At 48.2% G+C, this 24113-nt stretch carries 21 protein-coding genes; 13 read left to right on the top strand and 8 right to left on the bottom strand.

What is annotated here, in order from left to right; genetic code table 11:
• Genes kdpB through EHO60_RS02135 form a run of 4 tightly spaced genes read left to right on the top strand, consistent with a single transcriptional unit; the run spans position 1 to position 6060 of the window.
• Entirely contained in the window at positions 1-2094 is a 2094-nt protein-coding gene (gene kdpB / locus EHO60_RS02150; RefSeq protein ID WP_135766538.1) for a potassium-transporting ATPase subunit KdpB, read from the top strand.
• Positions 2091-2678, top strand: coding sequence for a potassium-transporting ATPase subunit KdpC (gene kdpC, locus EHO60_RS02145; protein WP_135766537.1), 588 nt, complete (start codon positions 2091-2093; stop codon positions 2676-2678). Before kdpB ends, kdpC begins: the two co-directional genes overlap by 4 nt.
• Before the next feature lie 21 nt (positions 2679-2699).
• A complete protein-coding gene (locus EHO60_RS02140) occupies positions 2700-5363 on the top strand; it encodes a sensor histidine kinase (RefSeq protein WP_135766536.1) in 2664 nt (887 codons plus the stop codon).
• The gene (locus tag EHO60_RS02135; RefSeq protein ID WP_135766535.1) at positions 5356-6060 is read left to right on the top strand and encodes a response regulator; all 705 of its coding nucleotides are present in this window, start codon (positions 5356-5358) and stop codon (positions 6058-6060) included. Before EHO60_RS02140 ends, EHO60_RS02135 begins: the two co-directional genes overlap by 8 nt.
• Here EHO60_RS02135 and EHO60_RS02130 read toward each other — a convergent pair.
• The 3 genes from EHO60_RS02130 to EHO60_RS02120 all read right to left on the bottom strand — a co-directional run bounded on the left by EHO60_RS02130 (position 6057) and on the right by EHO60_RS02120 (position 9715).
• Positions 6057-8228, bottom strand: coding sequence for a cation:proton antiporter (locus EHO60_RS02130; RefSeq protein ID WP_135766534.1), 2172 nt, complete (start codon positions 8226-8228; stop codon positions 6057-6059). The two genes, EHO60_RS02135 and EHO60_RS02130, sit on opposite strands and share 4 nt — an antisense overlap.
• A gap of 126 nt (positions 8229-8354) precedes the next feature.
• A complete protein-coding gene (locus tag EHO60_RS02125; protein WP_135766533.1) occupies positions 8355-9206 on the bottom strand; it encodes a penicillin-binding transpeptidase domain-containing protein in 852 nt (283 codons plus the stop codon).
• Complete coding sequence (locus tag EHO60_RS02120; protein WP_246028095.1) at positions 9203-9715, bottom strand: hypothetical protein; 513 nt, start codon at positions 9713-9715, stop codon at positions 9203-9205. Before EHO60_RS02120 ends, EHO60_RS02125 begins: the two co-directional genes overlap by 4 nt.
• 172 nt (positions 9716-9887) lie before the next feature.
• On the opposite strand from EHO60_RS02120, the gene EHO60_RS02115 reads away from it, so the two are divergent.
• From EHO60_RS02115 to EHO60_RS02090, 6 genes are all read left to right on the top strand, one after another.
• A complete protein-coding gene (locus EHO60_RS02115) occupies positions 9888-11051 on the top strand; it encodes a DNA methyltransferase (RefSeq protein ID WP_135766532.1) in 1164 nt (387 codons plus the stop codon).
• A 120-nt stretch (positions 11052-11171) separates the two neighbouring features.
• Positions 11172-11969, top strand: coding sequence for a flagellar basal-body rod protein FlgG (flgG, locus tag EHO60_RS02110; protein WP_135766531.1), 798 nt, complete (start codon positions 11172-11174; stop codon positions 11967-11969).
• Between the two features lie 5 nt (positions 11970-11974).
• Positions 11975-12883, top strand: coding sequence for a flagellar basal body P-ring formation chaperone FlgA (gene flgA, locus EHO60_RS02105; protein WP_135766530.1), 909 nt, complete (start codon positions 11975-11977; stop codon positions 12881-12883).
• A gap of 1 nt (position 12884) precedes the next feature.
• The gene (locus EHO60_RS02100; RefSeq protein WP_135766529.1) at positions 12885-13556 is read left to right on the top strand and encodes a flagellar basal body L-ring protein FlgH; all 672 of its coding nucleotides are present in this window, start codon (positions 12885-12887) and stop codon (positions 13554-13556) included.
• A complete protein-coding gene (locus tag EHO60_RS02095) occupies positions 13553-14626 on the top strand; it encodes a flagellar basal body P-ring protein FlgI (protein WP_135766528.1) in 1074 nt (357 codons plus the stop codon). Before EHO60_RS02100 ends, EHO60_RS02095 begins: the two co-directional genes overlap by 4 nt.
• A gap of 2 nt (positions 14627-14628) precedes the next feature.
• Positions 14629-15099: a rod-binding protein gene (locus tag EHO60_RS02090; RefSeq protein WP_135766527.1), complete on the top strand. Its 471-nt coding sequence runs from the start codon at positions 14629-14631 to the stop codon at positions 15097-15099.
• 11 nt (positions 15100-15110) lie between these two features.
• On the opposite strand, the gene EHO60_RS02085 is transcribed toward EHO60_RS02090, so the two are convergent.
• The 4 genes from EHO60_RS02085 to EHO60_RS02070 are packed head-to-tail and all read right to left on the bottom strand — an operon-like array spanning position 15111 to position 20110.
• Positions 15111-17363: a YhjD/YihY/BrkB family envelope integrity protein gene (locus EHO60_RS02085; protein ID WP_135766526.1), complete on the bottom strand. Its 2253-nt coding sequence runs from the start codon at positions 17361-17363 to the stop codon at positions 15111-15113.
• Positions 17360-18247, bottom strand: coding sequence for a class I SAM-dependent methyltransferase (locus tag EHO60_RS02080; protein ID WP_135766525.1), 888 nt, complete (start codon positions 18245-18247; stop codon positions 17360-17362). The genes EHO60_RS02085 and EHO60_RS02080 overlap by 4 nt, the downstream gene beginning before the upstream one ends.
• Complete coding sequence (locus tag EHO60_RS02075) at positions 18223-18855, bottom strand: class I SAM-dependent methyltransferase (RefSeq protein WP_135766524.1); 633 nt, start codon at positions 18853-18855, stop codon at positions 18223-18225. Before EHO60_RS02075 ends, EHO60_RS02080 begins: the two co-directional genes overlap by 25 nt.
• Entirely contained in the window at positions 18845-20110 is a 1266-nt protein-coding gene (locus EHO60_RS02070; RefSeq protein WP_135766523.1) for an ATP-grasp domain-containing protein, read from the bottom strand. Before EHO60_RS02070 ends, EHO60_RS02075 begins: the two co-directional genes overlap by 11 nt.
• 126 nt (positions 20111-20236) lie before the next feature.
• On the opposite strand from EHO60_RS02070, the gene EHO60_RS02065 reads away from it, so the two are divergent.
• Together EHO60_RS02065 and EHO60_RS02060 are read left to right on the top strand one after the other, a co-directional pair.
• Positions 20237-21100, top strand: coding sequence for a flagellar hook-basal body protein (locus EHO60_RS02065; protein WP_135766522.1), 864 nt, complete (start codon positions 20237-20239; stop codon positions 21098-21100).
• A 100-nt stretch (positions 21101-21200) separates the two neighbouring features.
• On the top strand, positions 21201-21932 hold the full coding sequence (locus EHO60_RS02060; RefSeq protein ID WP_135766521.1) for a hypothetical protein: 732 nt from the start codon (positions 21201-21203) through the stop codon (positions 21930-21932).
• An 81-nt stretch (positions 21933-22013) separates the two neighbouring features.
• On the opposite strand, the gene EHO60_RS02055 is transcribed toward EHO60_RS02060, so the two are convergent.
• Positions 22014-22790, bottom strand: coding sequence for a hypothetical protein (locus tag EHO60_RS02055; RefSeq protein WP_135766520.1), 777 nt, complete (start codon positions 22788-22790; stop codon positions 22014-22016).
• A gap of 322 nt (positions 22791-23112) precedes the next feature.
• Between EHO60_RS02055 and EHO60_RS02050 the strand changes: the two genes are divergently transcribed.
• The gene (locus EHO60_RS02050) at positions 23113-23838 is read left to right on the top strand and encodes a hypothetical protein (protein WP_135766519.1); all 726 of its coding nucleotides are present in this window, start codon (positions 23113-23115) and stop codon (positions 23836-23838) included.
• The last annotated feature ends 275 nt before the right edge of the window (positions 23839-24113 follow it).

Here is a 24113-nt window from a genome sequence, read left to right as displayed (position 1 = left end):
ATGACTTCCAATAAAAAGACTTCGTTTTTCGGCGACTCCGATCTCTTACTTCGCGCGATCCGGGATTCGTTTCTCAAATTAGATCCCAGGACTCAGTGGAAAAACCCGGTGATGTTTATGGTATATTTGGGAGCGATTCTGACGACTGCGGAATTGTTTTCAAGTTCGGGGCATCTCGCTTTTACCGCGCAAATTTCCTTATGGCTCTGGGCGACGGTATTGTTCGCGAATTTTGCGGAGGCACTTGCGGAAGGTAGGGGAAAAGCGAGAGCGGAATCCTTGAGGAAAACCAGGCGCGAGACTCAGGCAAGGAAATTGACCGGGAATTCGGAGACTAAGGTTCCGGCTTCCCAACTTCGTACGGGAGACAAGGTGATCTGTGAAGCCGGGGATATCATTCCCGGAGACGGAGAGGTTGTGGACGGAATCGCATCCGTGGACGAATCCGCAATTACCGGAGAATCCGCTCCCGTGATTCGGGAATCGGGCGGTGATAGATCCGCGGTGACCGCAGGAACGAAAGTGTTAAGCGACAAGGTCGTCATTCAGATCACGACAGACCCGGGAAAGACGTTCATCGATAAGATGATCGCTTTGGTGGAAGGAGCGGCCAGACAAAAGACTCCGAACGAGATCGCGTTATCCATTCTGCTTTCTGCGCTTTCCCTCGTTTTTCTTTTGGCTGTTGCCACCTTGGTTCCGGCGGTTCATTACAGCTTAAAAGAAGGAGGAGGAGATCTAGGTCTTTCCGGTTCTCTTCCGGCTCTTGTGGGATTTTTGGTCTGCCTGATTCCCACCACGATCGGCGGTTTGCTTTCCGCGATCGGAATCAGCGGTATGGACCGTTTGATTCGTAGGAACGTGATCGCAAAATCCGGACGAGCCATAGAAGCGGCAGGCGATATAGACGTGCTTCTCTTAGATAAGACCGGAACCATCACGTTCGGAAACAGGATGGCGACGAGGTTTTTACCGGCTCCGAAAGTGGAGGAACAAAGACTTGCGAACGCCGCACAGCTCGCATCTCTTTCCGACGAAACACCGGAAGGTAGATCCATCGTAGTGCTCGCCAAGGAAAAATACGGAATCAGAGGTAGGAACCTTTCCGAGCTGGGAGGAAACTTCGTTCCGTTCACCGCCAAAACTAAGATGAGCGGAGTGGATTTTACGTCCCAGGCAGATGGAAAAAGCAGACAGAACATCCGGAAGGGAGCGTCGGATGCGATTCGAAATTACGTGATCGGACTCGGTGGAGAATTTCCGGACGAGATCGTTCGAATCGTGGAGGACATAGCGAAGGAAGGAGGAACCCCTCTCGTAGTTTCGGAAGGCAGGGAAATTTTAGGCGTCGTACATTTGAAAGACGTCGTAAAAGGCGGGATCCGAGAACGTTTTGCCCGTTTAAGAACGATGGGAATCCGGACCGTGATGATCACGGGAGACAATCCTCTTACCGCGGCGGCGATCGCTGCAGAAGCGGGAGTGGACGATTTTATCGCGGAGGCGACTCCCGAGAGTAAGTTGAAACGAATCCGGGAAGAGCAGGCCTCCGGCAAATTAGTCGCGATGATCGGAGACGGAACCAACGACGCGCCGGCTCTCGCTCAGGCGGACGTCGGAGTCGCGATGAATACCGGAACTCAAACCGCAAGGGAGGCCGGGAACATGATAGACTTGGACAGCAATCCGACCAAGCTCATCGAGATCGTGGAAATCGGAAAACAGCTTCTCATGACCCGAGGATCTTTGACGACGTTCAGCGTGGCAAACGACGTATCGAAGTATTTCGTCATTCTTCCGGCGATCTTTGCGAGTCTGTATCCCATGTTCGGGAAAGGAAGTCTAGGAGTCCTGAACTTCCTGGGATTAGGAAGTCCGGAGTCCGCGGTCTTAAGTGCGGTGATCTTCAACGCGTTGATACTCGTGTTTTTAGTACCTCTGGCCCTGAAGGGCGTCGAGTATCGTCCTATAGGAGCGGATTCCGTGTTGGCGAGAAACGTATTCATTTACGGTTTCGGCGGCTTGCTATTGCCTTTTTTCGGCATCAAAATCATTGACGTTCTGTTGAATTACGTCCAAGGGTGGTTCGTATGAGAAGAGTAGTTTCTCAATTCTTTTTTTGGACTGTCCTTTGCGGAGTCCTTTATCCTTTCTTAATTTACGGAATCGGAAAGATGGTATTTAAGGAACAGAGTCAGGGTTCGCTGATCGTGAGGAACGGAAAAGTGGCGGGATCAGCGTTACTCGCTCAAAAGTTCGATTCCCCGGAATTCTTTCACCCCAGACCTTCCGCTGCCGGATTTAACCCGGAGTCAGGAGCCGCGAGCAATCTGGGAACGACTAGCGAGACGCTACGCAAACAGATGGAGGAAAGAAGAAAATACTGGTTGGAGAGAGGAGGGGCCGAAGAGGTTCCGGCAGAATTGGTTTTCGCTTCTGCAAGCGGTCTGGATCCGCATTTGAGTCTTAGGGCGGCGGAATACCAGCTTCCATTAGTCGCAAAAGCAAGAGGATTAAACGAAGAACAAATTCGGCATCTAAAAGATCTAATCGTGCAAGTTTCGGAGCCTCCGCAATGGGGAATTTTCGGCGAGGAAAAGATCAACGTCCTCAAATTGAATTTGGCTTTGCAAGACTCGGCGCAATTGGCGCAACGTTCCGACGGAAAGAATCACTAAAGAGAGAAGTAAAAAAACCGTATGACCTATCCTGAGGAAAAAAGACCGGATCCAGACGAATTGCTTTCCAGGATCGGAGCGGAATCGCAGTCCAGAGGAAAGTTCAAGATCTTCTTCGGGATGGCGGCTGGCGTGGGGAAAACCTTCGAGATGCTCCGGGACGCGCAAAAAGCCAAGTCCGAGGGAAGAGACGTGGTTGTGGGTTATCTGGAGACCCATAAAAGAAAAGAGACGGAAGAGCAAGCGGCAGGCTTGGCGCTACTTCCCCGAAAGAAATCGAAATACAAGAACGTCGAGTTGGAGGAGATGGACCTGGACGGGGTGCTGGAAAGAAAACCCGAACTGGTCCTGGTCGACGAATTGGCGCATACGAACGTTCCGGGTTCCCGGCATCCGAAGAGGTACCAGGACGTACTCGAAATTCTGGACCATGGAATCGACGTGTATTCCACGTTAAACGTACAGCATTTGGAAAGCCGAGCCAATATCGTGGAGGAACTCTCCGGGGCTCCCGTCTCGGAAAGAGTACCGGATTCCATCCTCGAGATCGCCGATGAAGTCGAATTAGTGGACCTTGTCCCAGACGACCTGATCAAAAGATTGAAAGAAGGAAAGGTCTATCCCTCCGAAAAAGTGGCGGGCGCTTTAAGTTCTTTCTTTCGAGTTCCGAATCTGACGGCTCTCCGGGAACTTGCCTTAAGTTATACTTCCAAGCTCGTGGACAGGGAACTTTCCCGACTCGAGCCCACGAAGGATTCCAAATTATCGGAAAAGATTCTGGTCGCGATCAGTCCCGCTCCCGGGTCCGGGGAGTTGATCCGTCACGCCAAGAGAATGGCTTTTTTACTGAAGTGCAGTTGGGTGACGGTTTACATAGAAAACGGAAGGAGCCTTACGGTCGAGGAAAGGAAACAGTTGCATTCCCATCTTCAATTGGCGAGAGAATTGGGAGCCGAGATCCTAAGCCTTCCCGAAAAGGATCTAGTACAGGGGATCCTAAGGGCCGTAGAGAGAACCAAGGCCACCCATGTGGTGATCGGTCGGACCACTCACAGTCGTTTCCGGCATTTTCTGGAGGGAGGCTCCCTGCTGGAAAGGCTATCCGCGGAATCCGCGAATTTCCAATTGGTCGTCGTTCCGGGAGGGGAAGGAAAATACAAGAATTTACGACCTATCTGGTGGATCGGAAAGTCCGGGCCTATCCAGTATTTCTTTTCCTTTTTAGGACTTTTGGCGGTCACTTCGGTGAACCTTCTGCTTCTGAATCTGGTGGGCTACTGGTCTATCGGATTAGTATATCTTTTTTTTGTAATGTTCATTTCCTTGTTTGCGGGGCGCGGTCCGGTTCTGGTCACTTCCGCTCTTTCCGCATTGCTCTGGAATTTCCTGTTTATCCCTCCGAGGTTCACGTTTTTTATCGGGAAACTGGAGGATTGGATGATGTTCGTGATGTACTTCGTGCTCGCGATGGTGCTCGGAGTCTTTACCACCCGGTTGAGATCCAGAGAGGAAGCGTTGAAATACGGAGAAGAGGCGATCTCTTCCTTGTACGAGCTTTCTCTTGCGCTTTCCAGAACGCATACGACGGACGGAATCGTGAACGCGTCAGTGGAAGTCCTGACGAAAACCTTCTCCTGTCCTATCTTCGTAGTCATTGCGGATAAGGACGGTCGCCTGGACAGGACCGCTCACCCCAAAAGCGGATTCATTCCGGAATCCAGGGAATTCGCGCTGGCATCCTGGTCCTTCCAAAATAGAAAACCTTCCGGAAATTCCACGGACACGGTCCCTCTTTCCCGAGGACTGTATCTTCCTCTTCTTTCTCCCGGAGGTTGTTTCGGAGTCCTGGGTTTGGATCGGGAATCCAAGCAACCTTTGGAACCGGGAGAAGACGCGCTCCTCCATTCCATGTTGAATCAGATCGCTTTGGCTCTGGAAAGGATCCAACTTCTGGGATTGAGAGAAAACGCTCGTATGGTGGAGGAGTCGGAAAGATTGCATTCCGCTCTCTTCAATTCCGTAAGTCATGAATTCCGTACGCCTTTAACGGTAATCCGCGCTTCCCTGGATTTGCTGGATCGAGAGATACAGGGAGACAAGGGCAAGGAGATCTCTCTCCTGAAGGAAATCCGCGGTGCGTATCGAAAATTGGAAAGGTTAGTGAACAACCTTCTGGACATGACCCGCCTGGAATCGGGCCGTCTGCAATTGGACCTGCAATGGGAAGACCCCGCCGATTTGGTGTTAGGCGCCGTGGCGGAAGAGGAGAGTGAAAAAGGTTCCCACAGCTTGGTCTCGGAGGTGGACGAAAACATGCCTCTCGTGCGATTGGACAACCGTATCATGCAGCAAGTGCTCATTCATCTCATCCAAAACGCTTTTTTACATACTCCGGAAGGAACCCCGGTGAGGGTTCGTGCCAGTGTTCCGAGAGACCATCTTCTCCTGGTCGTCGAAGACGAGGGACCCGGAATTCCGAAGGGGGAAGAGGAAAGGATCTTCGACAAATTCACTAAGGTGTCTTCTTACGCTCATGGCACCGGTCTCGGGTTGTCCATATGTAAGGGGCTTGTGGAAGCGCAGGGCGGAAAAATTTGGGCCGAAAATCGTGCGGAGGGGGGAGCCCGTTTTCTAATACGAATTCCAGTCATGACCTTCCCTCCTTTGGAGGAATCTTTTGGCTAGCCCCATCGTTTTCGCGGTGGACGACGAGGTACAAATCCGTCGATTGCTCCGAATGGCCTGCGAGTCGGAAGGATATAAATTGGAGGAAGCCGTTTCCGTGACGGACGCATTGTCCAAATTCTACATGATCCGACCCGACGTGGTGATTCTCGATTTAGGCCTGCCTGACAAAGGAGGTGAGGAATTTCTGGAAAGGATCCGGGAGAGCGGTTCCAAGGTTCCCGTTCTGGTATTAAGCGTGAGAGATGCGGAGAAAGATAAGATCCGTCTCTTAGATGCCGGAGCCGACGACTATCTCACGAAGCCCTTCGGAGTGGGAGAACTCCTAGCGAGAATCCGGGTTTTGCTCAGGCATTCCTCTCCGGAAAAAACGGATGTCAAGGTGAGGATCGGAACTCTGGAATTGGACTTCGGCTCCCGACGGGTTACAAAATCGGGGAAGGATGTCCGACTGACTCCGACCGAATATTCCTTTTTGAAATTATTGGCTACGTATCCGGGAAAGATCATCACCCAAACCCAGATTTTAAAGGAACTCTGGGGACCGAACCAAATTTCGGAAGCCGGCTATCTAAGGGTGTACGTGAATCAAATCCGGAAAAAAATAGAAGAGGACCCGAGTAAGCCTCAAATTCTCATTACGGAGCCGGGAGTCGGATATTATCTGAAGGCCGAAGACGACTCGGTTTTCCATTAAACGAATTCCGAATTTCCGGCGAATCGGATCAGGAACAACCCGGATCCGTCGGAAAGTTCCCAGTTGTGGAGTTCCGGTTCCGCTTCCCAGGTCTCCAGGTTGCAGATGATGAGATCGGCTTCTCCCAATACCGTCGGATCCGATTCTCGTAGGATCGGAATCCTTTCTTTCTTTAATAGGTTCCGATCTTTTTGGGGAAGACGAGCGATTCCACCTCTGGGATCCCAGACCGCCACTTTCGATCCGAGGTTCTTGGAAAGTCGGACCGCGACAGGAAGGAGTTTCGTATCCGATTCCGAATACATGGCTACCGTTAGGCGGTCGATTTTTCCCAGTTTTTCCGCGACCAAAATTCCAGCGTTTTTTTCGGATTCGGAAAGAAGGGTTCGGATCTTTCCGCCTAATACGTCGTCGCTGAACAGGGATCTGGCTCCGCCTGTCAAAAATATATTATAATTTCCTGATTGAATCGTTTTTAATATATCGCGGGTGACGTTATCCGAAGGTTTGTAAAGAGTCCGCAGCCTGATCCCGAATTCTTTGGAAAGTTTTTGCAAGGGTTCGAAACTCGTCTTTTCGTATCTCTGGGCCACTTTTCCGGAAATGGAGGAATCGGGGCTCATGTGCAAAGCGGTGACTTCCTTGCCTTTGGATCCGGGAGAAAAGAATCCGTTGGCCAATCGAAGAAGGTCGATGCCCCTGGAATGAAGAGCGAAGGCGATGAGAATCCCTCCGTTTTTTCTCTCTTTTCCCGGAGCGGACGACGAGGAGAAAAAGCGGTTGATTGCGCCCAACGAAGGACCCGTCATGAACGTGGTGACGAGAGCCATGAGCACCATCATGGAAAAAACCTGGGAGGAAAGAATGCCCAGGTCGTAGCCGATGTTCAGGACGATCAGCTCCATGAGACCTCGGGTGTTCATCAGCGCTCCCAAGGACAAGGATTCCTTCCAATCCTTGCCGGACGCTCTTGCGGCTAAGGCGCTGCCTGCGAACTTACCGACGATCGCGACGACGAGAACCCAGAGAAAATCGATCCAGAGACCGCCTTCGTTTAACAAACCGATTTGGGTTCTAATTCCGGTCAGGGCGAAGAATAAAGGTAGAAAGATGGCGGTGCTGACGTCCTCGACTTTTTCCGCCAAAAGGGTTCTGAGTTTCGGGCGATCCGGCATGACTGTGCCTGCGAGAAAGGCTCCGAATAAAGCATGTATTCCTATGGTCTCGGTGACCCACGCGGAGCCGAGAGGGAATAGCAGAAAGAATGCGACCGCGGTTTTGGTAAAAGCCTCGCGGTTCGTAAAGATGTGACCCGCCCTCCGCATCCAGGGGAGAACCAGTTTCCACATGCAAAGAATATAAAGTAAGGCCAATAGAATCGTCAGGAGTCCGGAGAGTAGACCTCCCGCCTGGACGAGGGCGATCACACAGGCCAATAGACACCACGCGGTCAAGTCGTCCGAAGCGGCGCAGGTCAGGGCCAAGTTTCCCAATTTCGTTTTGGTCAATCCTTTCTCTTGTACGATACGAGCAAGGACGGGAAAGGCGGTAATGCTCATCCCGATTCCCATAAAAAGAGAGAAGGAAAGAAAACTAATTCCTTCCGGAGCCAGCCTGGAGTAGAAGGAGAGGGCCAACACTCCTCCCAATAGGAAAGGGAGAAGGATGCTTGCATGAGAAATGAGGATCGCGGAGTCCGCTTGGTTTCTCAACGTCTTCAGATCCAATTCCATTCCGATGACGAACATGAAGAAAACCAATCCGATCTGACTGATGGATTGGAGGATCGCAAGAGAAGGCTTGGGAAAAACCGTAGCGTATCCTTCCGGAAATAAGTAACCGAACAAGGATGGACCCAACAGAATTCCCGCCACGATCTCTCCGATCACTGCGGGCTGGCCGAATGCCACCGAGACTTTTCCGAAGAGTTTGGTCGCGACCATGACGAGTCCGATCTGGAAGAGAAGAAGAGCAAAAGGTTCCTTTAAACCTTTGGTCAAAAGCTCCGCGGGTAAAAAGGCGCCGATCTGGAAACCGATCGAAGAACTCCGTATTTGAGATTGGTTCGGAAGATCCGTTTCTACTTTTTTTCCGAAGTGTAAGAGGATTAGAAAAGCCGCGATAAAGGAGACGATTAAGACGGTGTAGTACAGTGCGTTACGTTTCATCCAGTTAGCGCGGAAGTACAGAGGACAGGTGCCTACGACTTTCCATGATCGTTGGACGCGGTTTCCGGGAAAAGAAGAATCTTTTTCGGCAGGATTCCCGGGGAAAAAAACGAAACCGAAGGGGGTTTAGCGGGAAAAAAAGAACCTTTCCCACAGATGTTCCTTTTGCAGGAATTCCGTTCCGATGCGCGCTGCATCGAGAGGATTTAGGATCTCCGTTTCGCTTTCCACTCTGGAAAAAAATAATCTGCTCTTTGTGCCCGATTTCCAAAAGAACCAAAAAAGGGAAAGACTCCTGCCTCCTAGATAGGCTGTACCGGAGTCGGAATAAAAGCGCTCCGCTTCTCCCCAGTTTCCGCCCAGAGTGTGGGTTCCCGTGGGGTTGCTGATTTTTCCCGGGGATCGTTCCAGCGCCGCAAGTACGGCCGCGCGGTTTTTTTCCCGTACCGGAAGTCTTTGCAATACTAGGTTTCGCAAAAATCCGAAGAAGTCCTCCCCGTTCAGGGAATAACCCTCCTCTAGCCAGAACGCCCGATTTTCTTCCGTCGCGTTTGCCGGGAGTCCGGCGTTTTGCAGCCAGGATCTCGTTTTGGGCAGGGACGTTTCCCGGACCAACTTCTGGAAGTACCAGATCGCAGACGACTCCGTAGCGGATTGTAGGTTCAGGTCCTTCTGCCATCGGATATAAGGATACTTGGTGCGATCCCATTTGTAGAGTGCATTCGGATCTTTCAGGCTGCCCGACTCGAGGGCGGCCAAGGCGATGGCAGGATGGAACGTATGTAGGGGAGGCGTTCGGGTCTTACAGACCGTAGGATTGATTTCCACGACGGTGTCCGATTCGGATTCCAAATATAGAATGCAAATTTTTCTTCCCGGAAATTCCCGATTTTCCGTTCGAGACGGAGCTTCTTTTACGGAAGTCCCGAAACACCCGAATAGTAGAATCGCGAGTGAAGCTCCTGCTAAGACTCTCATTCCGTCCAAGCCAGATAGGTCAGGTACAGAACGATAGCGCAGGCCGGAAAATAGAAAAACAAAAAGATCCGCGCGATCTTCCGCCAATTCAAGACCGTCTTTTCTTTCAGAAAATCGCAGAGTTCTTTTCGGTCCATTCGGTAGAGTTCGCTCGGGTCGTTCCAGCCGTAGATATTTCTCGCAAGTCTTCCCAGGATCTCGTCGCGGTGCGTGTCGACGGTTTGCCAAGCCGAATCACTTTCTTTTTCGTCGGGGGAGAGCAGTCGAAGAAAGACTTTCGGAACCAAGAATACTCTTCCAATCATGAGGCTGGCGAACCGGGTGAATAGACCTAAGAAGAAGAGGGAAGAAAAAAGAGGGTTTTCCCGCTTCAACCCGAAGACGATCCAAAAGCAGATTAAGTAGGATCCGTATCCTACGACGAATCCGGCCAGTTCCCATCTGCCGTTCGATTTTCTTTCCGCGACGAACTCCTCGTACATCGCGTTTGTTTCCATCGTTTGAATCATCCTCTTTTCCGTTTGCGGTTTCCTCTGCAGAATTTTTCCGGAACGCTATCAGGACAAGCAGGAAAGCCGATCGAAGAGTCCTCCGTTTATGTCGCGGATCTTTTCGTAAAAAGATGAACGGGAAAAATTTCCGAACTTCAGAATGATTCGACCTTCCGAAAAATAAGGGTAGATGGCTGCTAGAACGAACACGGCGATACTCGAAAGAGAAAGAAAAATCCAAATCGGGGAATTTTGGACCTCCAAGCAAAGACAAGCTCACCCGATCCATTACGTCGTCAGTTACCGCGCATCCTTTAAACCGGAGCTGCCTTCCTTTTTTATCGGAAAATATTTGGGTACTAGAAAAGGCGTGGTTTTGGATCCTTTCGGCGGCAGAGGGACGACAGCGATCCAGGCGAATTTAGAAGGGCATATCGCGGTTCACAACGATATCAGTCCCATGTCCTTGGCGCTCGTCCAATCCAGAAGGATCATCCCTTCCGTATCCGAATTGGAAGAAAAATTGGCGAGTTTCGATCTGAGCTCCGATCTCCCCGAAGAGGAAGGGGACTCGGGTTTATTGCACTTCTATCACAAGGATACGTTAAAAGAATTAAAGAATTTGAAACGAATTCTTTCGGAGGATACTTCCCCCGAAGCGAAATATCTGGGTATCACCGCGCTATCCAGGCTCCACGGTCATAGTCCCGGATTTTTTTCCGTTTACAGTTTTCCGCAAATTTCCATCCCTCCTACGGCACAAAAGAGGAACAACGAAAAGAAAGGCATCGTTCCGGAATACCGTGAAGTAAAACCCAGGATTTTGCAAAAGCTCAAACGGGATTTACGGGAAAAGCTTCCGCCTTTTTTCCACGAGTTTTCGTCCCGGAATCTCTATACGAATCAATCCTCTATGAATATGAGCCGAATCGCCGATTCGAGCGTGGATCTGGTAGTGACCTCTCCTCCTTTTCTAGACAAAGTGAATTATGAAGAGGACAATTGGCTCAGGTATTGGTTCCTGAATATCTCCTTGGAGAAGGAACAAAAACCGAGTATCTTCGCCACTCTGGCCGGTTGGTGCGAATTCATCCAAGGCACCTTGAGGGAATTGTCCCGTGTACTCCAGCCGGGAGGGTTCCTGGTGATGGAGGTAGGCGAGGTGAGAAAAGGTAAGACCGTGTTCAATCTGGACGAATACGTGATCCGGTGCGCAGAGGGAACGAGTCTTGTCTGGGAAAACACGTACATCAACGACCAAAAATTCACGAAACTGGCCAATTGCTGGAACGTTTCCAATAACGAAAAAGGAACCAACTCCAATCGTTGCGTCATCTTTCGGAATTATAAATAGGATTTTTTCCGACTTCCACCGTTCCTAAGCCCGTTTCGCAAACGGGAATTCCTCCAAAAAAAGGGGGAATTCCTAGGGAAAATCTCAAATCGGCCGATAAAAAACCAGAGGTATTCTCCCATGATGCGATCCCTTTGGACCGCGGCGACCGGAATGATCGCCCAGCAATTCCATATCGATACGATCTCCAATAACCTTGCGAACGTCAATACGACCGGGTTCAAAAAGAATCGAGCCGATTTCGAGGACTTGGTTTATCAGCACATGGTATTAGCGGGGACTCCGGCAACTTCGGTGAGCGAGATCCCCACAGGAGTCAACGTAGGACACGGTGTTCGCGCGGCGGCTTCGCAGAAATTGTTCGAAATCGGTTCCTTCCAAGCGACGGGAAATAAATTGGATTTGGCGATCACCAGCGAAATGGGATTTTTCAAAATCCAAATGCCCGATGGAAGTTTCGCTTTTACCCGCGACGGTTCCTACAAGATCGATTCCAACCAACAAGTAGTGACTTCCAACGGATACCTGCTCGAGCCTCCGATCATCCTTCCGGAGGGAGCGATCCTGAACACGTTGATGATTTCCGAGCAAGGAGAAGTGACCGTAAAAATAGGCGCCGATGTTCGCCCGACGGTCATAGGACAAGTCGAATTGTACCGCTTCGTAAACCCTGCGGGTTTGCAGGCCATCGGTAAGAACCTGTTTCAGGAAACCGTAGCTTCCGGCCCCGAAATCCCCGGTACTCCAGGAATGGAGGGTTTCGGAAACGTGCTCCAGGGATTCCTGGAGATGTCCAACGTCAAGATCGTGGAAGAGATGGTGAATATGATCGTGGCTCAAAGAGCTTACGAATCCAATTCGAAGGCGATACAGACTTCGGATAACATGCTCTCCACGGCGATCGGCTTGAAACGTTAATCGAAATGAGTCGCCGTTTCTTCTCGCTTTTCTGCTTTCTCTTGCAGTCGCTCGTAGCGGTTGCAGGAGATTTGCATGCGATAGAAACGGCTTATCTTCGCGGAAAACTTTTGACGGAAAAAAAGGAAGTAAGACTCTCCGAAATCGCAAGATTGCCGGACGGATCGGAAGATCCCGTGGTGTTGAAGAACCTAGAGGCTCCCGTTCTCCTACGGCCGGAGGAAATGCAAAGGTCGTTTCCCCAATTCCATTTTTCCGGAAAGGAAACCTTGGTTCTCCCGATGAACTCGGAATTGGATTCGAAAGACCTCGAGGAAAGTTTGTACAAGGAGATCTCGAAATTTTCCCACGATTCCGAGCAGGAATTTCGGATCACGTATATCGGCGGGGAAAGATCCGTCCCTGCTTCCGGAGTGGAACTAAGATGGGCGGGGATTCCGCAAACGGTTCACGCGGGGCAAATCGTAGCTTCCTTGGATTATTATTTTCAGCAAAGAAAGGTTCATACCCAAAGGATCAAATTCAAGGTGGAAAAGAAGACCTCCGCCTATTTTACGAAAAAGGCGATTTCGAAAGGGGAGAAGTTGGACGCGGATTCTTTGGAGGAAAGGATTGTGTTTGCCGAGGAATCCTTTACGGACGGGGTCGGTCCGGAAAGTATCGGGGCCACCGCCTTGAAGGACCTTCCCCCCGGGGAACTGCTGCGGAAAAAACATGTGCGCTTCCTGTTCGACGTTCAGAGAGGCGGGGACGTCCAAATGGTATACACACGCGGCAATTTGGTGCTGAGGACAAAAACGAAGGCTCTCAGTTCCGGGAACGTAGGCGATTCGGTGGAAGTGACTTCCTATTCTAAGGACGGAAAACTTAGCGCACGGGTCGTCGAGAAGAACACCGTACTATTAGAGAATTAAGATGTTTGTAACGGGAAGAAAAAGATTCACCGCCTTATCGATTCTGGTCGGAGCGGGTATGGCCCTCGCCGCGCAGGAACTCTCGCAATGGCAGGACAAGAACCCTTATGCCAGGTCCCAGAACCTGAAAGTAGGGACCGCCGTTTTTGTCCGTTTGAAGGATGGATGGAACGCCGAATTCGAAATCGAATCCACCGCGGACGAGAATATCACCGTGAAATCCGTTCCCGACAAAAAAATCATTCCGGACAACCCGTCCTTTAACAGCGATAGAAGTATCGTAAGAAAGAATAAAGGAAAGATAAAATCCCAAGGAAAATTGAAGGGAAGTCTTACTGCGACGGTCACCGCGATCGATCCGGCTACCGGACTGCTGACCGTACAGGGGCAAAGGACTTCCACCTATAACGGAGAACCTTCCTCCGTTTCCTTGAGCGGGAGGCTTTCCCCTGAATTTCTTTCCAGAGATAATTCGGTGGATGCGGATCGGATCGCGGACCTTCAGATCCAATTTGTCGGAAGGATAGAGCCTAAGGATCTAAGGCCTCCGATCGCGATGAAAACGATCACGAATCCGGACGGATCCGTGACTTTAAAGGCGGAACTTTCGGACGAAGAAAAGCAAAGGATCATTTTAGAGCAGCTAAACCGTCTGTTAGGTGAATCAAAATGAATCGGATCTTCGCATTGTCTCTCTTTCTCTTCGGCTTTTCCTTTGCGTTTGCCGCAGAGGTACGCCTCAAGGATCTGGCCAAAATCGAAGGGATCAGAGTGAATCAGATCACCGGATACGGAATCGTCGTCGGTCTGCCCGGTACCGGAGATAGCAAGACTCCGATGACGACGGAGAGCATGAAGAACTATCTGAAAAATCTGGGCGTGGAATCGAATCTGAAACCGGATCAGATCAAAAATATCGCATCCGTATTAATCACCGCGAATATTCCTTCGATCGCCAAAAAAGGCGATCGATTGGACGTAACGGTTTCTTCGATCGGAGACGCGAAGTCCCTGGAAGGTGGAGTCCTTTTACAATCTCCGTTAAAGACCGCAAACGATAAGATCTATGCGGTGGCGAGCGGAGTGATTTCCTTCGGAGGAAAACCGGATAACGAACGTTCTTCTCGGAGCTCCAAAAAGACTGTGGGCACCGTCCACCAAGGGGCGATCGTAGAGTCAGAATTGAAGGAAGAATTCTTTTCCAGCCAAAGAGTGGTCGTACGATTGAACTCTCCCGATTTTTCCCTTTTAAACAATTTGATCAATAAGATCAGGGAGACCGTTCCCGAGAAATTCGGTCTGAAAAGCGAATCGATCCAAGCGCTTTCCCCTTCCGAAATCGTGATGGAAGTCGGACCCGGATTTTCCGCAAAGTCTCCCGGTCTATTGGCCTTACTTTCGGATCTGGAAAACATCACAGTGGAATCCTCTCCTAGAGCCAAAGTGGTTATCAACGAGCGTACCGGAGTCATCGTTATGGGGGGAAGTATCGTCATCGACGAAGTGGCGGTCTCCCGTTCCGGACTGAGTTTATCCGTAGCGGATAAAAACCGTCGCACCCAGAGACTAGGAAGAGACAACCAACAGACGGTCAAGGAATCCTTCGTCATACAGGAGGCAACCCAGGTTTCGGACGTGGTGGACGCGTTGAATAAAGTGGGCGCCTCGACCAAGGATATCATCGCCATCTTGGAAGCCCTGAAATCCGCCGGGGCATTGCACGCGGAACTGGAGGTGCAATAAATATGATCGATAGAATCAACGATTATTCCAACAGATTGAATCTGATCGAAAAACCGGAGATCCAAAATCTGTTACGGGAAGAAAAGCAGATCCGAGGCGCTCGGAGTTTTCCGGAAGCGCTGCGCGAGGAATTCAACGATAAGTTATCCGGAAAAGTCTCTTCCTCGGAAGTGCGTATGCCTCACAATATCCGGGAAGAAATCTCCGTGGATCCGTACAGAAAGAAATTATACGACGCATCCGTGGAATTCGAATCCGTATTCGTAAAGATGATGTTAAAGGAAATGAAATCCACCGTTCATAAATCCGGTCTGATAGAAGGCGGATATGCAGAGGAAATTTTCGAGGATATGTTGTACGACGAATACTCCAAGAATCTATCCGCAAACTCCTCTTTAGGATTGGCGGAACAGATCTATCAGTCTTTGTCTTCCAATCTGCCTCCGGTTTCCAAGCTGAACTCGAAGGCTTAATTCGGAGAAAGCTACCTTCCCTCGATCAAATCCCGGAATGTGATCGAGTCCAAATCCTTTTGGAAGTTCGCTTCCGTGCGTTCCAATTTTTCCCGGACCTTGTCGGGATAAATTCCGTGTCCGTCCTCTTTCAATAGAGGTTCGGGGATTTTCCTATAAAAATCTGCTAAAGTAAGATCTTCTCCCGAAGCGGAAGGAACCCACGTCTCGTCCGTCGTTTCGCTTAACAGACCTGCTTGAGAAAGCGTTTTGGTCAACCTAGGGATTTCTCCCGGATTGATTCCGGATCGGACTGCGAGAGCTCCCTCGCTCGCCGAAGTCTTTTCCTCCTTTTGCACCAGATAAGCTGCTTTTAGGACCGCCAAGAGTTTCCGGAATTCGTATCCGAACGCGGTATGTTGTTCTTCCGCCAATTGGAAAGGGACAAGATATCTCGCCGGGAACTGGACACAGGCGGTGATCTCCGCGCCGTACAGTACGATTAAAGAAAGGGAATATACTCCGATGAGGAAGATGGGTATGGCGGCCAAAGCCTTGTACACGATCATTGTGGTTTCCGAGAACGAAGTGAGATACACCCGAAAACCGTAGAGGAAGAGCAGAAAGATCGCGCTGGTAAACGCAGCGCCTATGGACGAAGCGCGGATCGGGACGCGCGTATTGGGGATCAACGTGAATAAGGACAGGAAAAACAGCCAGATCGCGGTCAAGGGAAATGCGAGTTTCAATATATTGTAGGGGGAAAGTAGGGAGTCGCCGCCTTGGATGATCTTTGTTACGTACTTCACGTCCCTGTATTCCGAGAGGCTGATCTTTTTATATTCGCCAATATTCAAAAGTCGGAATCTACCGTTTTCGTTCCTGTCGAAGAGGACGGATGCGAAGACTTTCCCGCCCGCGGGAACATAAAAGGAATTCCAATGTTCACCCTCGTCTATGGAAACTAGGATATTTCCCAAGGAATCTAACAGAAAAATATCCGTGGATTCCTGGTTTTCCATCGACCAAACTTTTCGGAACGTATAACGTTTGTGGGTCAGGTTTTTCCAGGTATGTCCGCCGTCCGCGGTTTTGTAGATGGCGCCTCTTTCTCCCGCTACGATGAGTTCTCCGGGGCGGATCCTATGTATGTCTTTCAGGCCCTGGCCGGAGATCTTGTTTGCGCTCCAGGTCAAGCCTCCGTCTTCGCTCTTCCATACGTTTCCGTCGTCGTCCACGAGATACCCTTGGTCGAATTCGGGAAAATAAATCCGGTTCGCTTGGATTTTCAGAGTGTTCGGAAAGACAGGCTTATAGCTGGTTCCTTGGTTGAAAAAATGCAAGACTTCCCCGTTTCCGAAAATGAAATAAAAATTTCCGTCCGCCACGAATTCGAAATCGGAGAATTGGACGTTTTCGAAATAAATCGCGCTCCAGACGGAACCTTCCAAAGGTCTGTGTAAAAAGAGTCCTTTCTTGGACAGGGCGTAGACTTTTTCCTCACGGACCAAAACCTTGGTGAACTCCTCGCGGCGAAGTTCCGGTTTCTTACAAAGGTCCAGTCTGGTTCCGAAGGAATCGAGACAACGGATGTTTTCCAGATCGATATCCGATTCGTTTAACGAATAATCCGCTTTTAAATCCTTATCCAGTCTGAATAAGCTTCCGTTTTCCCCGGCGATCCAGATCTTTCCGTCCGGTTCCTTGTCCATGCTCAAATAGTGAGGAGGGCGGAAGAAATCGGTCATCCGCTCCACCAGGCCTTGTCCGATTACGATCAAAAGCGGCCCTATCGAAAGGATAAAAAAATAAAATACGAATTTTTGCAAAAACGAACGACTGACTTCGATGCGCCAAATCGCGTTGAAGGCGTTTTCCAAGGAACGAAGCACAGCGGTGGCGGAGAAAACGAGAACTACGAATCCGATTGTGCCGATTTGCCTCGCCGCGTCGATCAGATCTCCGATCGTTTCCAAATACGGATTGATGTCCAGATTGATGTTACTCGCGAGAAAGAAGACGTTGATCCTGTCGAAAATCTCCTCTTTTCTGTTTTCCAGGCCGGAAGTGATCGTAAGCAGAGAAAGAGCCACGGTGAACATCGGAATCAAGGAAACGATCGTCGTGTAGGAAATTCCGGAAGCCTTCATCAGGCAGTCATCCTTGACGAAACGGTAGGCGGAAGAGGCCAGGACTCTCGCCGAAAAATTCAATTTTCTTAATATTCCAGAATCAGGAATATAATCGAAAAGTCTGCTGTATTTGTGGTTGGGATGGGAATTCATCGTTTGACCGCGTAGTGTACCATGGAAGAAGTTAGAGGATAACCGCCCTGTTTGAGTTTGCTACGGAAATGGTACAAAGCGGTCCAAAACCATTTTCCGTAATCCTTCCAGGAGGAAAAGGAGCCTCTGGATTTTAAAAGTTTGGCAAGCAACGGAAAATCCACTCCGAAGTAGGTAATTTGCTTCCGAAATCCCCTCTTGGCAAGAATTTTATGAATCAGAGAGGCGGAATAGTAATATACGTGCCCCGGCAGATAGTAATGGTATTTCGCTTCGGCTTCTCTGGCCTGCCATCCTTCGAAATTTGCCGTTTGGAGTACAAGGAGTCCGTTCGTTTTTAGGATCCGCGCTAACTTATCGAAGACCGCTTTCGGATTTTCCAGGTGTTCTATGACTTCGATCATGGTTACCACGTCGAAGAAATTTTCGGGTAGGTCCGCTTCTAGAAATTGGCCAGTCCAAACTTCTATCCCTCTGGATTTTGCGACTTCGGAGGAATAGGGCGAGATTTCCACGCCGAAAGGGGAGAACCCTTTTTCTCGGGCGCATTGGAGGAAGCCTCCGAAGGAGCAACCGACATCCAAAAAATTTCCCGAGGACTTGAATCGGGAGATATTCTTCAATCTTGCAAACCAGACGTATCGATCGTATTTTTCCGTGAGTCGCTCGTCCCTGTAAGTGAAGCCTTCTTTTCCCGTATAATAATCTTCCGTATACAATTCCTCGGGTTTCGGGCGAGGGAATTGCGCTTGGAATCCGCAGGTTTTGCAGATCCGGATTTGCAGATGGAAGTCCTGAAACTCCGAGACGTATAGAGGTTCCCAGGAACATAGTCCGTCCGTCGGGCATTCTTTCCGGATTACTTCCTCGCGAGAAAGATCCAATGGCAAATCCTCTCTTCTAGTTTTCCCAAAGGTGTTCGTTCCGTATATCCCAGTTGAAAGGAATCGAAATCGGATCCGATTCGTCTCATCTCATCTTCGGAATAAAACCAAGTAGATCCGCCTTCCAAGTCGGGAGTTCCTATCCTTTCCCCTTTTGCCCGCAAATGAGTGTCTCCTTCGGCGCGAACGGAAGCGGCAAGAAAGGATCCTTTTTTCATAATACGTTTTATATCGAGTAGCATTTCTCTCGCAAGCTCGGGAGGATTATAATGCAATACTCCCCAGCAGACAACGAGATCGAATGCGGAATCCGAAAAAGGGTAGGGTGGCTTGTTTAAGAGAAATGTTTTTGTCCAAGGGAAAGATTCCCGTATCGAAGAAATCGAGTTTTGGCTGTAATCGGCCGCGCTGACTTCGTAGCCGAATTCTTTTAACAACACACAATGTCTTCCGGAACCGGAACCGAAATCCAGGGCTTGGAAGGAATCTCCCGGAGATGGGATGCGCGCTAAAATACGAACCAAATTCTCGTCCGGATAGGCGAGCTTCGATTTGGGTCTGGTGTAATGCTTTTCCCAAACTTCCTTTGACGGATGGTCAGCGGACATCGTATTCGGCCTTGATTCTACTTTTGACGCTTTCGCTCCAGGCTTCTTCCGGAGAGGAGGTGCGGGATTCGATTCCTATCACCATGGGCCTGACCTCGTTTCCGGCGGATGTGTCCAATTTGGAACCCACTTCCTGTAAACCTTTTTCAAAAAGTATCTTTTCGGAAGAGGTTTTGGAAAAAGAGGAAAACCGTTTTAGTACCGAGACTCCGCGCGGAGGAATTTCGAATCGGATCTGCGCTTTCCGCTTCGAGTCGATCTTCAAAAGAGAAGGTGGCGGGTCGAAGGGTTCTCCTACGAGCAGCTTTACCAAGTTGGCAAAATAATCGTAACCGGAATATTCGGGAATCAGGACGTCGGCTAGGTATTCTCCTCCGACTTCCGGTGCGGCTTCGATCAATACGGGTTCTCCGGAAGGATCGATTTTGAATTCCGCAACGAAAGGACAGTTCTTTAATCCGGTGGCTTTTACCAAGGATCTGCAAAGCATCAAGACTTCTCCAGTGAGTTCCTTTTTCGGAAAGGGAAGTCTATGAGCCGCCTCCAGAAAGGGAGGGAAATCGGAAGTCTCCTTTAAGGTGAGACTAACTAGATGAAATTCCGTATCCGATACCAGACCCAAAACGGTGCATTCCGTTCCGAGGATGAACTCTTCCAATACCCATTTTTCCTCAGGAACCGATTTTGGAGAAGGCGCTTTGGGAGACGTTTTGCTCTTTTTCTTTTTTGTAGTATTTAGGGTAGAAAGGAAACGTTCCACATCCGAGTTCGAATGGAGGAGTTGGATTCCTTGTTTGCCGCTGCCTTGGCTCGGCTTCAGGATCCAAGGGAAGGGGAAGGATTTCTCCTTTGCCTTGAGTTCCGAAAAAGGAATTTCATTCGGAACACGGATCCCTTTTCCGCTCGCGACGGATTTTAGGATACGCTTGTCCGAAAAAAGAGAGATCGAGTCCGTACTCGCGTACCGTAACTTCAGCTTTTCGGCGAGATAAGCGGTGGTGTAAGTCGCTTTTCCGTAAGACCTGGTGCCGACCCCGAGAACGGGAATGGGAAGAGGGTTTTCCGAAACCAATTTATGGATTTTGCGATATTCGTTGGTGGATTCTATGATTTTGAGGTTGGAGAGAGCAAAGCCGGGAGCGCGGTCGTCTCGGTCGACGGAGATGACTTCCAGCCCCAAATCCCTGCAAGCTCGGATTAAAGGTAATTGGTTTCTGCCTGCCCCGACGGAAAGAAAGTACCCTTTCATTTTCATTTAACGGATAGATATCCTTGCGAGACAAGGGACTGTCAAAGGTTTTTTCTATATGGGACAAAATCCCTCTTTCGGAAATCCGAAAAATACCGATGTACATTACGGAAGTAGAACGGGAGAAAAGGTATGCTACGAGGATTATATACCGGGTCCAACGGGATGACCATCCAGCAGACACGGATGGATGTGATCTCCAACAATTTGGCCAACGTGGATAAGACCGCATATAAGAGAGATACCACGGTATTCAAAACATTTCCCGAATTATTGCTGCATAGATACAACGAAGACGGAGTGGGTAAGGTTCCGATGGGATCCTTCGACACCGCGCCAGTAATCGGCAAACTAGGATTAGGCGGGGAAATCAACGAAGTTTATACGAGGTTCGAACAGGGAGCCGTAAAGAAGACGGACAATCCTTTCGATCTGATGCTCCAGGATCGTCCCGGGAACGAGCACCCCGCATTTTTCAGCGTGCTTACGAACCGGGGGGAAAGACTTTCCCGTTCCGGAGCATTCGTTCTGGATACGAACGGGTATCTGGTCACCCCTCAGGGATTTCCGTTGATGGGAGAAAACGGTCCTATCAAAGTCGCTAGAGGAAATTTCATCATCCGGGAAAACGGGGAAGTGTGGATCAACGGAGAAATCGGAAACGATCCGGTCAATTCCACTTCCATAGACAAGAACAGATTCGAAACTCCGGTTCTGTTGGATAAGATCAAAATACGGACCGTGGAAAATCCGAGGCATTTGGATAAGGAAGGGGATTCCTTTTATTCCGATACGCCCGAGTCCGGAGAGCCGATGCCCTTCGAAGAGAAAGACGAACCGAACGTTCTCCAAGGGTATCTAGAGGCGTCTAACGTGAGTGTAGTCACCGAAATGGTGGAAATGATCGAAGTGAATCGTTCCTATGAAGCGAACCAAAAAACCGTCCAAACGCAGGATCAGATGTTAGGTCGTTTGTTGAACGATATTCTGAGGTAGATATTTTTTGTTGACAATCCTAACCGAGAGCAGTACACAATTCTTCGACAAAAGAAGACCAAGCGTAGCTTTCCTCCGGGCTTCTATTTCGAGAAATCGAGTGTACCGCTCTCGCCCCAGTTTCGCTAATTTTTCGATTATTTTCCTCCTTTTATCACTACCCATTTTAGCTGAGGATGGGGAAGGAAAAAAAAGTAGAAACGCTATTTTCGCGGGATTTTCCGGAATTGAACCGGTATTGTCAACTTCTCTTTCTTACGAACGATTTACTTTGGAAAAACTTTCGGTCGGATTATCTGCTAATTTCGTGCGATCTGACGATGAATCGCATCAGAATGAAATATTCGGCTGTATCTTGCCGGATTCAAATTGCAAGATTGATAATAAATCTAAAAAATTGGGTGGATTGTTATTTTTACGATTTTATCCATTTTCAGGTTCCTTCTTTCTATCGTTAGGTGCCGGAAACACACCAAATTTAAAACAAGACATGCATTTAAATCAGGATTTTAATTTGGATTCTCCATCGTCATCGACGAGTTCGTCAGTGACAATGTTAGAATACAAGCGAACGAATGTAAATTTTGGTCTTATCACTGTAGGATGGAGATGGAGTTTCTGGGAAAAATTCTTTGTTCAAGCCGAAGTAGGGGCAATAAAAGAATTTTCCGGTCATAGATCTGTTAGTGTTCATTATGACAGTCGTATTTCAGCGCCCGGAGCGAGCATCGCTAGTCTAAACACGTTGCTCTTCGAAGTAGCCTATGCTCAAAGTAATATTTCACGTCCTGGTGGTTCCTTTTTGAATTTTTCGGCAGGAGTAAAATTCTAAAAATAGATTTCTTTGTAATTTAAAAAGATTATATTATAGGCGCTTTGATAAGGAAGATATCTATCGATCATTTTATCATTATTATTGAATCTTTACTGTTATATCGCTTGGTGTCGCCAAGTTTATTCCATTTAAGAAGATATAGTAGCTACCATTTGTGGAAGGGTTAAGTATAACATGATAAAATGTACTCGCTCCATTTATGGAAAAAGCTCCAGTGTTAAAGGAATCAGGAAAACAAGCGTTGGTACCCGATAGATATTGGAAATTCGCAAAAGGTACTAAACTGGTAGTGGTGCTATAAATATTTACGGACTGGCTAATGGTAATGTTCGATATATAGAGAAAAAGGAGTGAATTCGATCCAATCTGGTAAAAGCTCACAGGCTGACTCGAAGTAGTAACTATAACAGGGCTTTTGCAAGGATTTGCGGAACTAAGCGAGACCATAACATCAGATGGGGCAGCGGTCGTCGCCTGATTTGATTCCGTAATGACCAAATAATTTCCAGACCCAGAAATGGGACCAGGCACTGAAATATTTGGAGAATGTTGGTGCAAGGCGATATCGGGCGAAGGAGAGGATTGATACGTATCTACTTGAGAACAAGGATCGTAATTTTTATAAAAAAAGGACGAGTATTTTGACAAATCAGTCGAAGTAGAAATCATTACCACGCCTCGACCTAATTCAAGATTGTTAATTAGCATCTTATTTTCGGTATGAATTCCTTGATCTGTTCCTATTGTCTCGTTGAAATAGCCGAATGCCATCCGTCGCACAGTACTCGTAGGTTGTAAAGTCGCACACCCGGATCCCCCCGTAAGAAGAGAAATCAGGGTCAAATTCTGTGCCATATCGGAACTGCTTCCGCGATTGCAATATGTTACGAAGGGTACAGCCCAGAGTAAAATCAACTTTTTCAAATGAGTCAGGGACACAGTTATATTAAAATAAGAGAAATCGGATAATCAATGGAAATTTGGTAAAAAGGGAATCTGATTTCTTTTGGAGATTGTTTTGGATCTCCAGTTAGGAAAATAAACTAATGTAGAAGAGTTGGTTTTCTTCCGGGATATCGATATTAGGAGGTGATGTTCTTATGAACTTAGACAAAGAAAATTGCCTGATTCTTTGCGACGATAAAGCACCTTATAAATCTATTTTGGAAAAGTTCGAATGATTATCAAAAGAACATATTTATGTATCTTGGCTTTTAGATTTTTATATTCAATTCCTTTATACGCAGAGGAAAAGGAATTGAAACAAAATGTAGTAATGGTTGGTGCTTCAGTCTTAGATCCAGTTGTTGCATCTACAATTTCGTATGAAAGAAGGCTATCTTCTAAATTTGCTATAGGATTAACGTTAAATTATACTATGCGAGATGCAGAAATCGAAAATAACTTTGCGAGCGGCTGCGATTCACAATTGCTTTCTTGCTCTAATAAATCTTCGAAGTCAAGTAAAACAGGTGGATTGGCATATTTAAGATACTTTCCATTTGCAAATTCATTTTTTATTACGTTGACGCTTGGTAGGCAGCCAGATTATAGGCAAAATTTTCACTTGGGGCGTGATTTTATTTTAGGAGGGAATCAGGGGTTTACAACTTCATCAGCTACGGATATAGTATATAGGAGATTTAATGTAGGTTACGTTACACTAAATTTTGGATGGCGATGGAGTTTTTGGGAAAATTCATTTTTACAGACAGAAATTGGAATTCTAAAAGAAGTCACAGGTGGGCGTTCCGCTAAGGCACAATATGATCAAAGAATATTTGATCCAGGTACACAAGTTGCTAATATATCGACAACCCTTTATGAGCAAAACCTTGCTGTAAGTTCAGTTTCAAAGTCAGGGAATGCATTTTTTAATTTATCTTTTGGGAAAACCTTTTAGAAAAGTTTATTTTATTCTAATGCTGTTGTACGGTAGTATCCGATTGAACAGTTGTTAAATTCGAGAAAACCATCTCGATCCAGATTCTATGAATATCTGAAGAGGAGAAAGAATGAATTAGATAAGTACGATTCGGAGTTTGTAAAGTTCCTCTATGAGACCTGGAAGAGGCATTGCGAGAATTATGGTTTTCTCAGATTTGTACAGTGATAGTATTCGGCTGACATTTCTTCAGAAAGAAATTTCCTAATTTTCTAAAATTGGTTCGTCGTTTT

The sequence above is a fragment of the Leptospira fletcheri genome (assembly GCF_004769195.1).
Classification (GTDB): domain Bacteria; phylum Spirochaetota; class Leptospiria; order Leptospirales; family Leptospiraceae; genus Leptospira_B; species Leptospira_B fletcheri.
Note: the sequence above shows the minus strand (reverse complement) of the source record. Positions and strands in the feature narration are given on the sequence as shown.

Excerpts from the sequence above, each read along its gene's own strand:
- EHO60_RS02095 (WP_135766528.1), top strand. The coding sequence starts at position 13,553 with ATGAATCGGATCTTCGCATTGTCTCTCTTTCTCTTCGGCTTTTCCTTT.
- kdpC (WP_135766537.1), top strand. The coding sequence starts at position 2,091 with ATGAGAAGAGTAGTTTCTCAATTCTTTTTTTGGACTGTCCTTTGCGGA.
- EHO60_RS02075 (WP_135766524.1), bottom strand. The coding sequence starts at position 18,855 with ATGTCCGCTGACCATCCGTCAAAGGAAGTTTGGGAAAAGCATTACACC.
- flgA (WP_135766530.1), top strand. The coding sequence starts at position 11,975 with ATGAGTCGCCGTTTCTTCTCGCTTTTCTGCTTTCTCTTGCAGTCGCTC.
- EHO60_RS02050 (WP_135766519.1), top strand. The coding sequence starts at position 23,113 with ATGATTATCAAAAGAACATATTTATGTATCTTGGCTTTTAGATTTTTA.
- EHO60_RS02125 (WP_135766533.1), bottom strand. The coding sequence starts at position 9,206 with ATGAGAGTCTTAGCAGGAGCTTCACTCGCGATTCTACTATTCGGGTGT.
- EHO60_RS02140 (WP_135766536.1), top strand. The coding sequence starts at position 2,700 with ATGACCTATCCTGAGGAAAAAAGACCGGATCCAGACGAATTGCTTTCC.
- EHO60_RS02100 (WP_135766529.1), top strand. The coding sequence starts at position 12,885 with ATGTTTGTAACGGGAAGAAAAAGATTCACCGCCTTATCGATTCTGGTC.
- EHO60_RS02085 (WP_135766526.1), bottom strand. The coding sequence starts at position 17,363 with ATGAATTCCCATCCCAACCACAAATACAGCAGACTTTTCGATTATATT.
- EHO60_RS02115 (WP_135766532.1), top strand. The coding sequence starts at position 9,888 with ATGGCTGCTAGAACGAACACGGCGATACTCGAAAGAGAAAGAAAAATC.
- EHO60_RS02070 (WP_135766523.1), bottom strand. The coding sequence starts at position 20,110 with ATGAAAATGAAAGGGTACTTTCTTTCCGTCGGGGCAGGCAGAAACCAA.
- kdpB (WP_135766538.1), top strand. The coding sequence starts at position 1 with ATGACTTCCAATAAAAAGACTTCGTTTTTCGGCGACTCCGATCTCTTA.
- EHO60_RS02055 (WP_135766520.1), bottom strand. The coding sequence starts at position 22,790 with ATGGCACAGAATTTGACCCTGATTTCTCTTCTTACGGGGGGATCCGGG.
- EHO60_RS02065 (WP_135766522.1), top strand. The coding sequence starts at position 20,237 with ATGCTACGAGGATTATATACCGGGTCCAACGGGATGACCATCCAGCAG.
- EHO60_RS02120 (WP_246028095.1), bottom strand. The coding sequence starts at position 9,715 with ATGATTCAAACGATGGAAACAAACGCGATGTACGAGGAGTTCGTCGCG.
- EHO60_RS02130 (WP_135766534.1), bottom strand. The coding sequence starts at position 8,228 with ATGAAACGTAACGCACTGTACTACACCGTCTTAATCGTCTCCTTTATC.
- flgG (WP_135766531.1), top strand. The coding sequence starts at position 11,172 with ATGATGCGATCCCTTTGGACCGCGGCGACCGGAATGATCGCCCAGCAA.
- EHO60_RS02090 (WP_135766527.1), top strand. The coding sequence starts at position 14,629 with ATGATCGATAGAATCAACGATTATTCCAACAGATTGAATCTGATCGAA.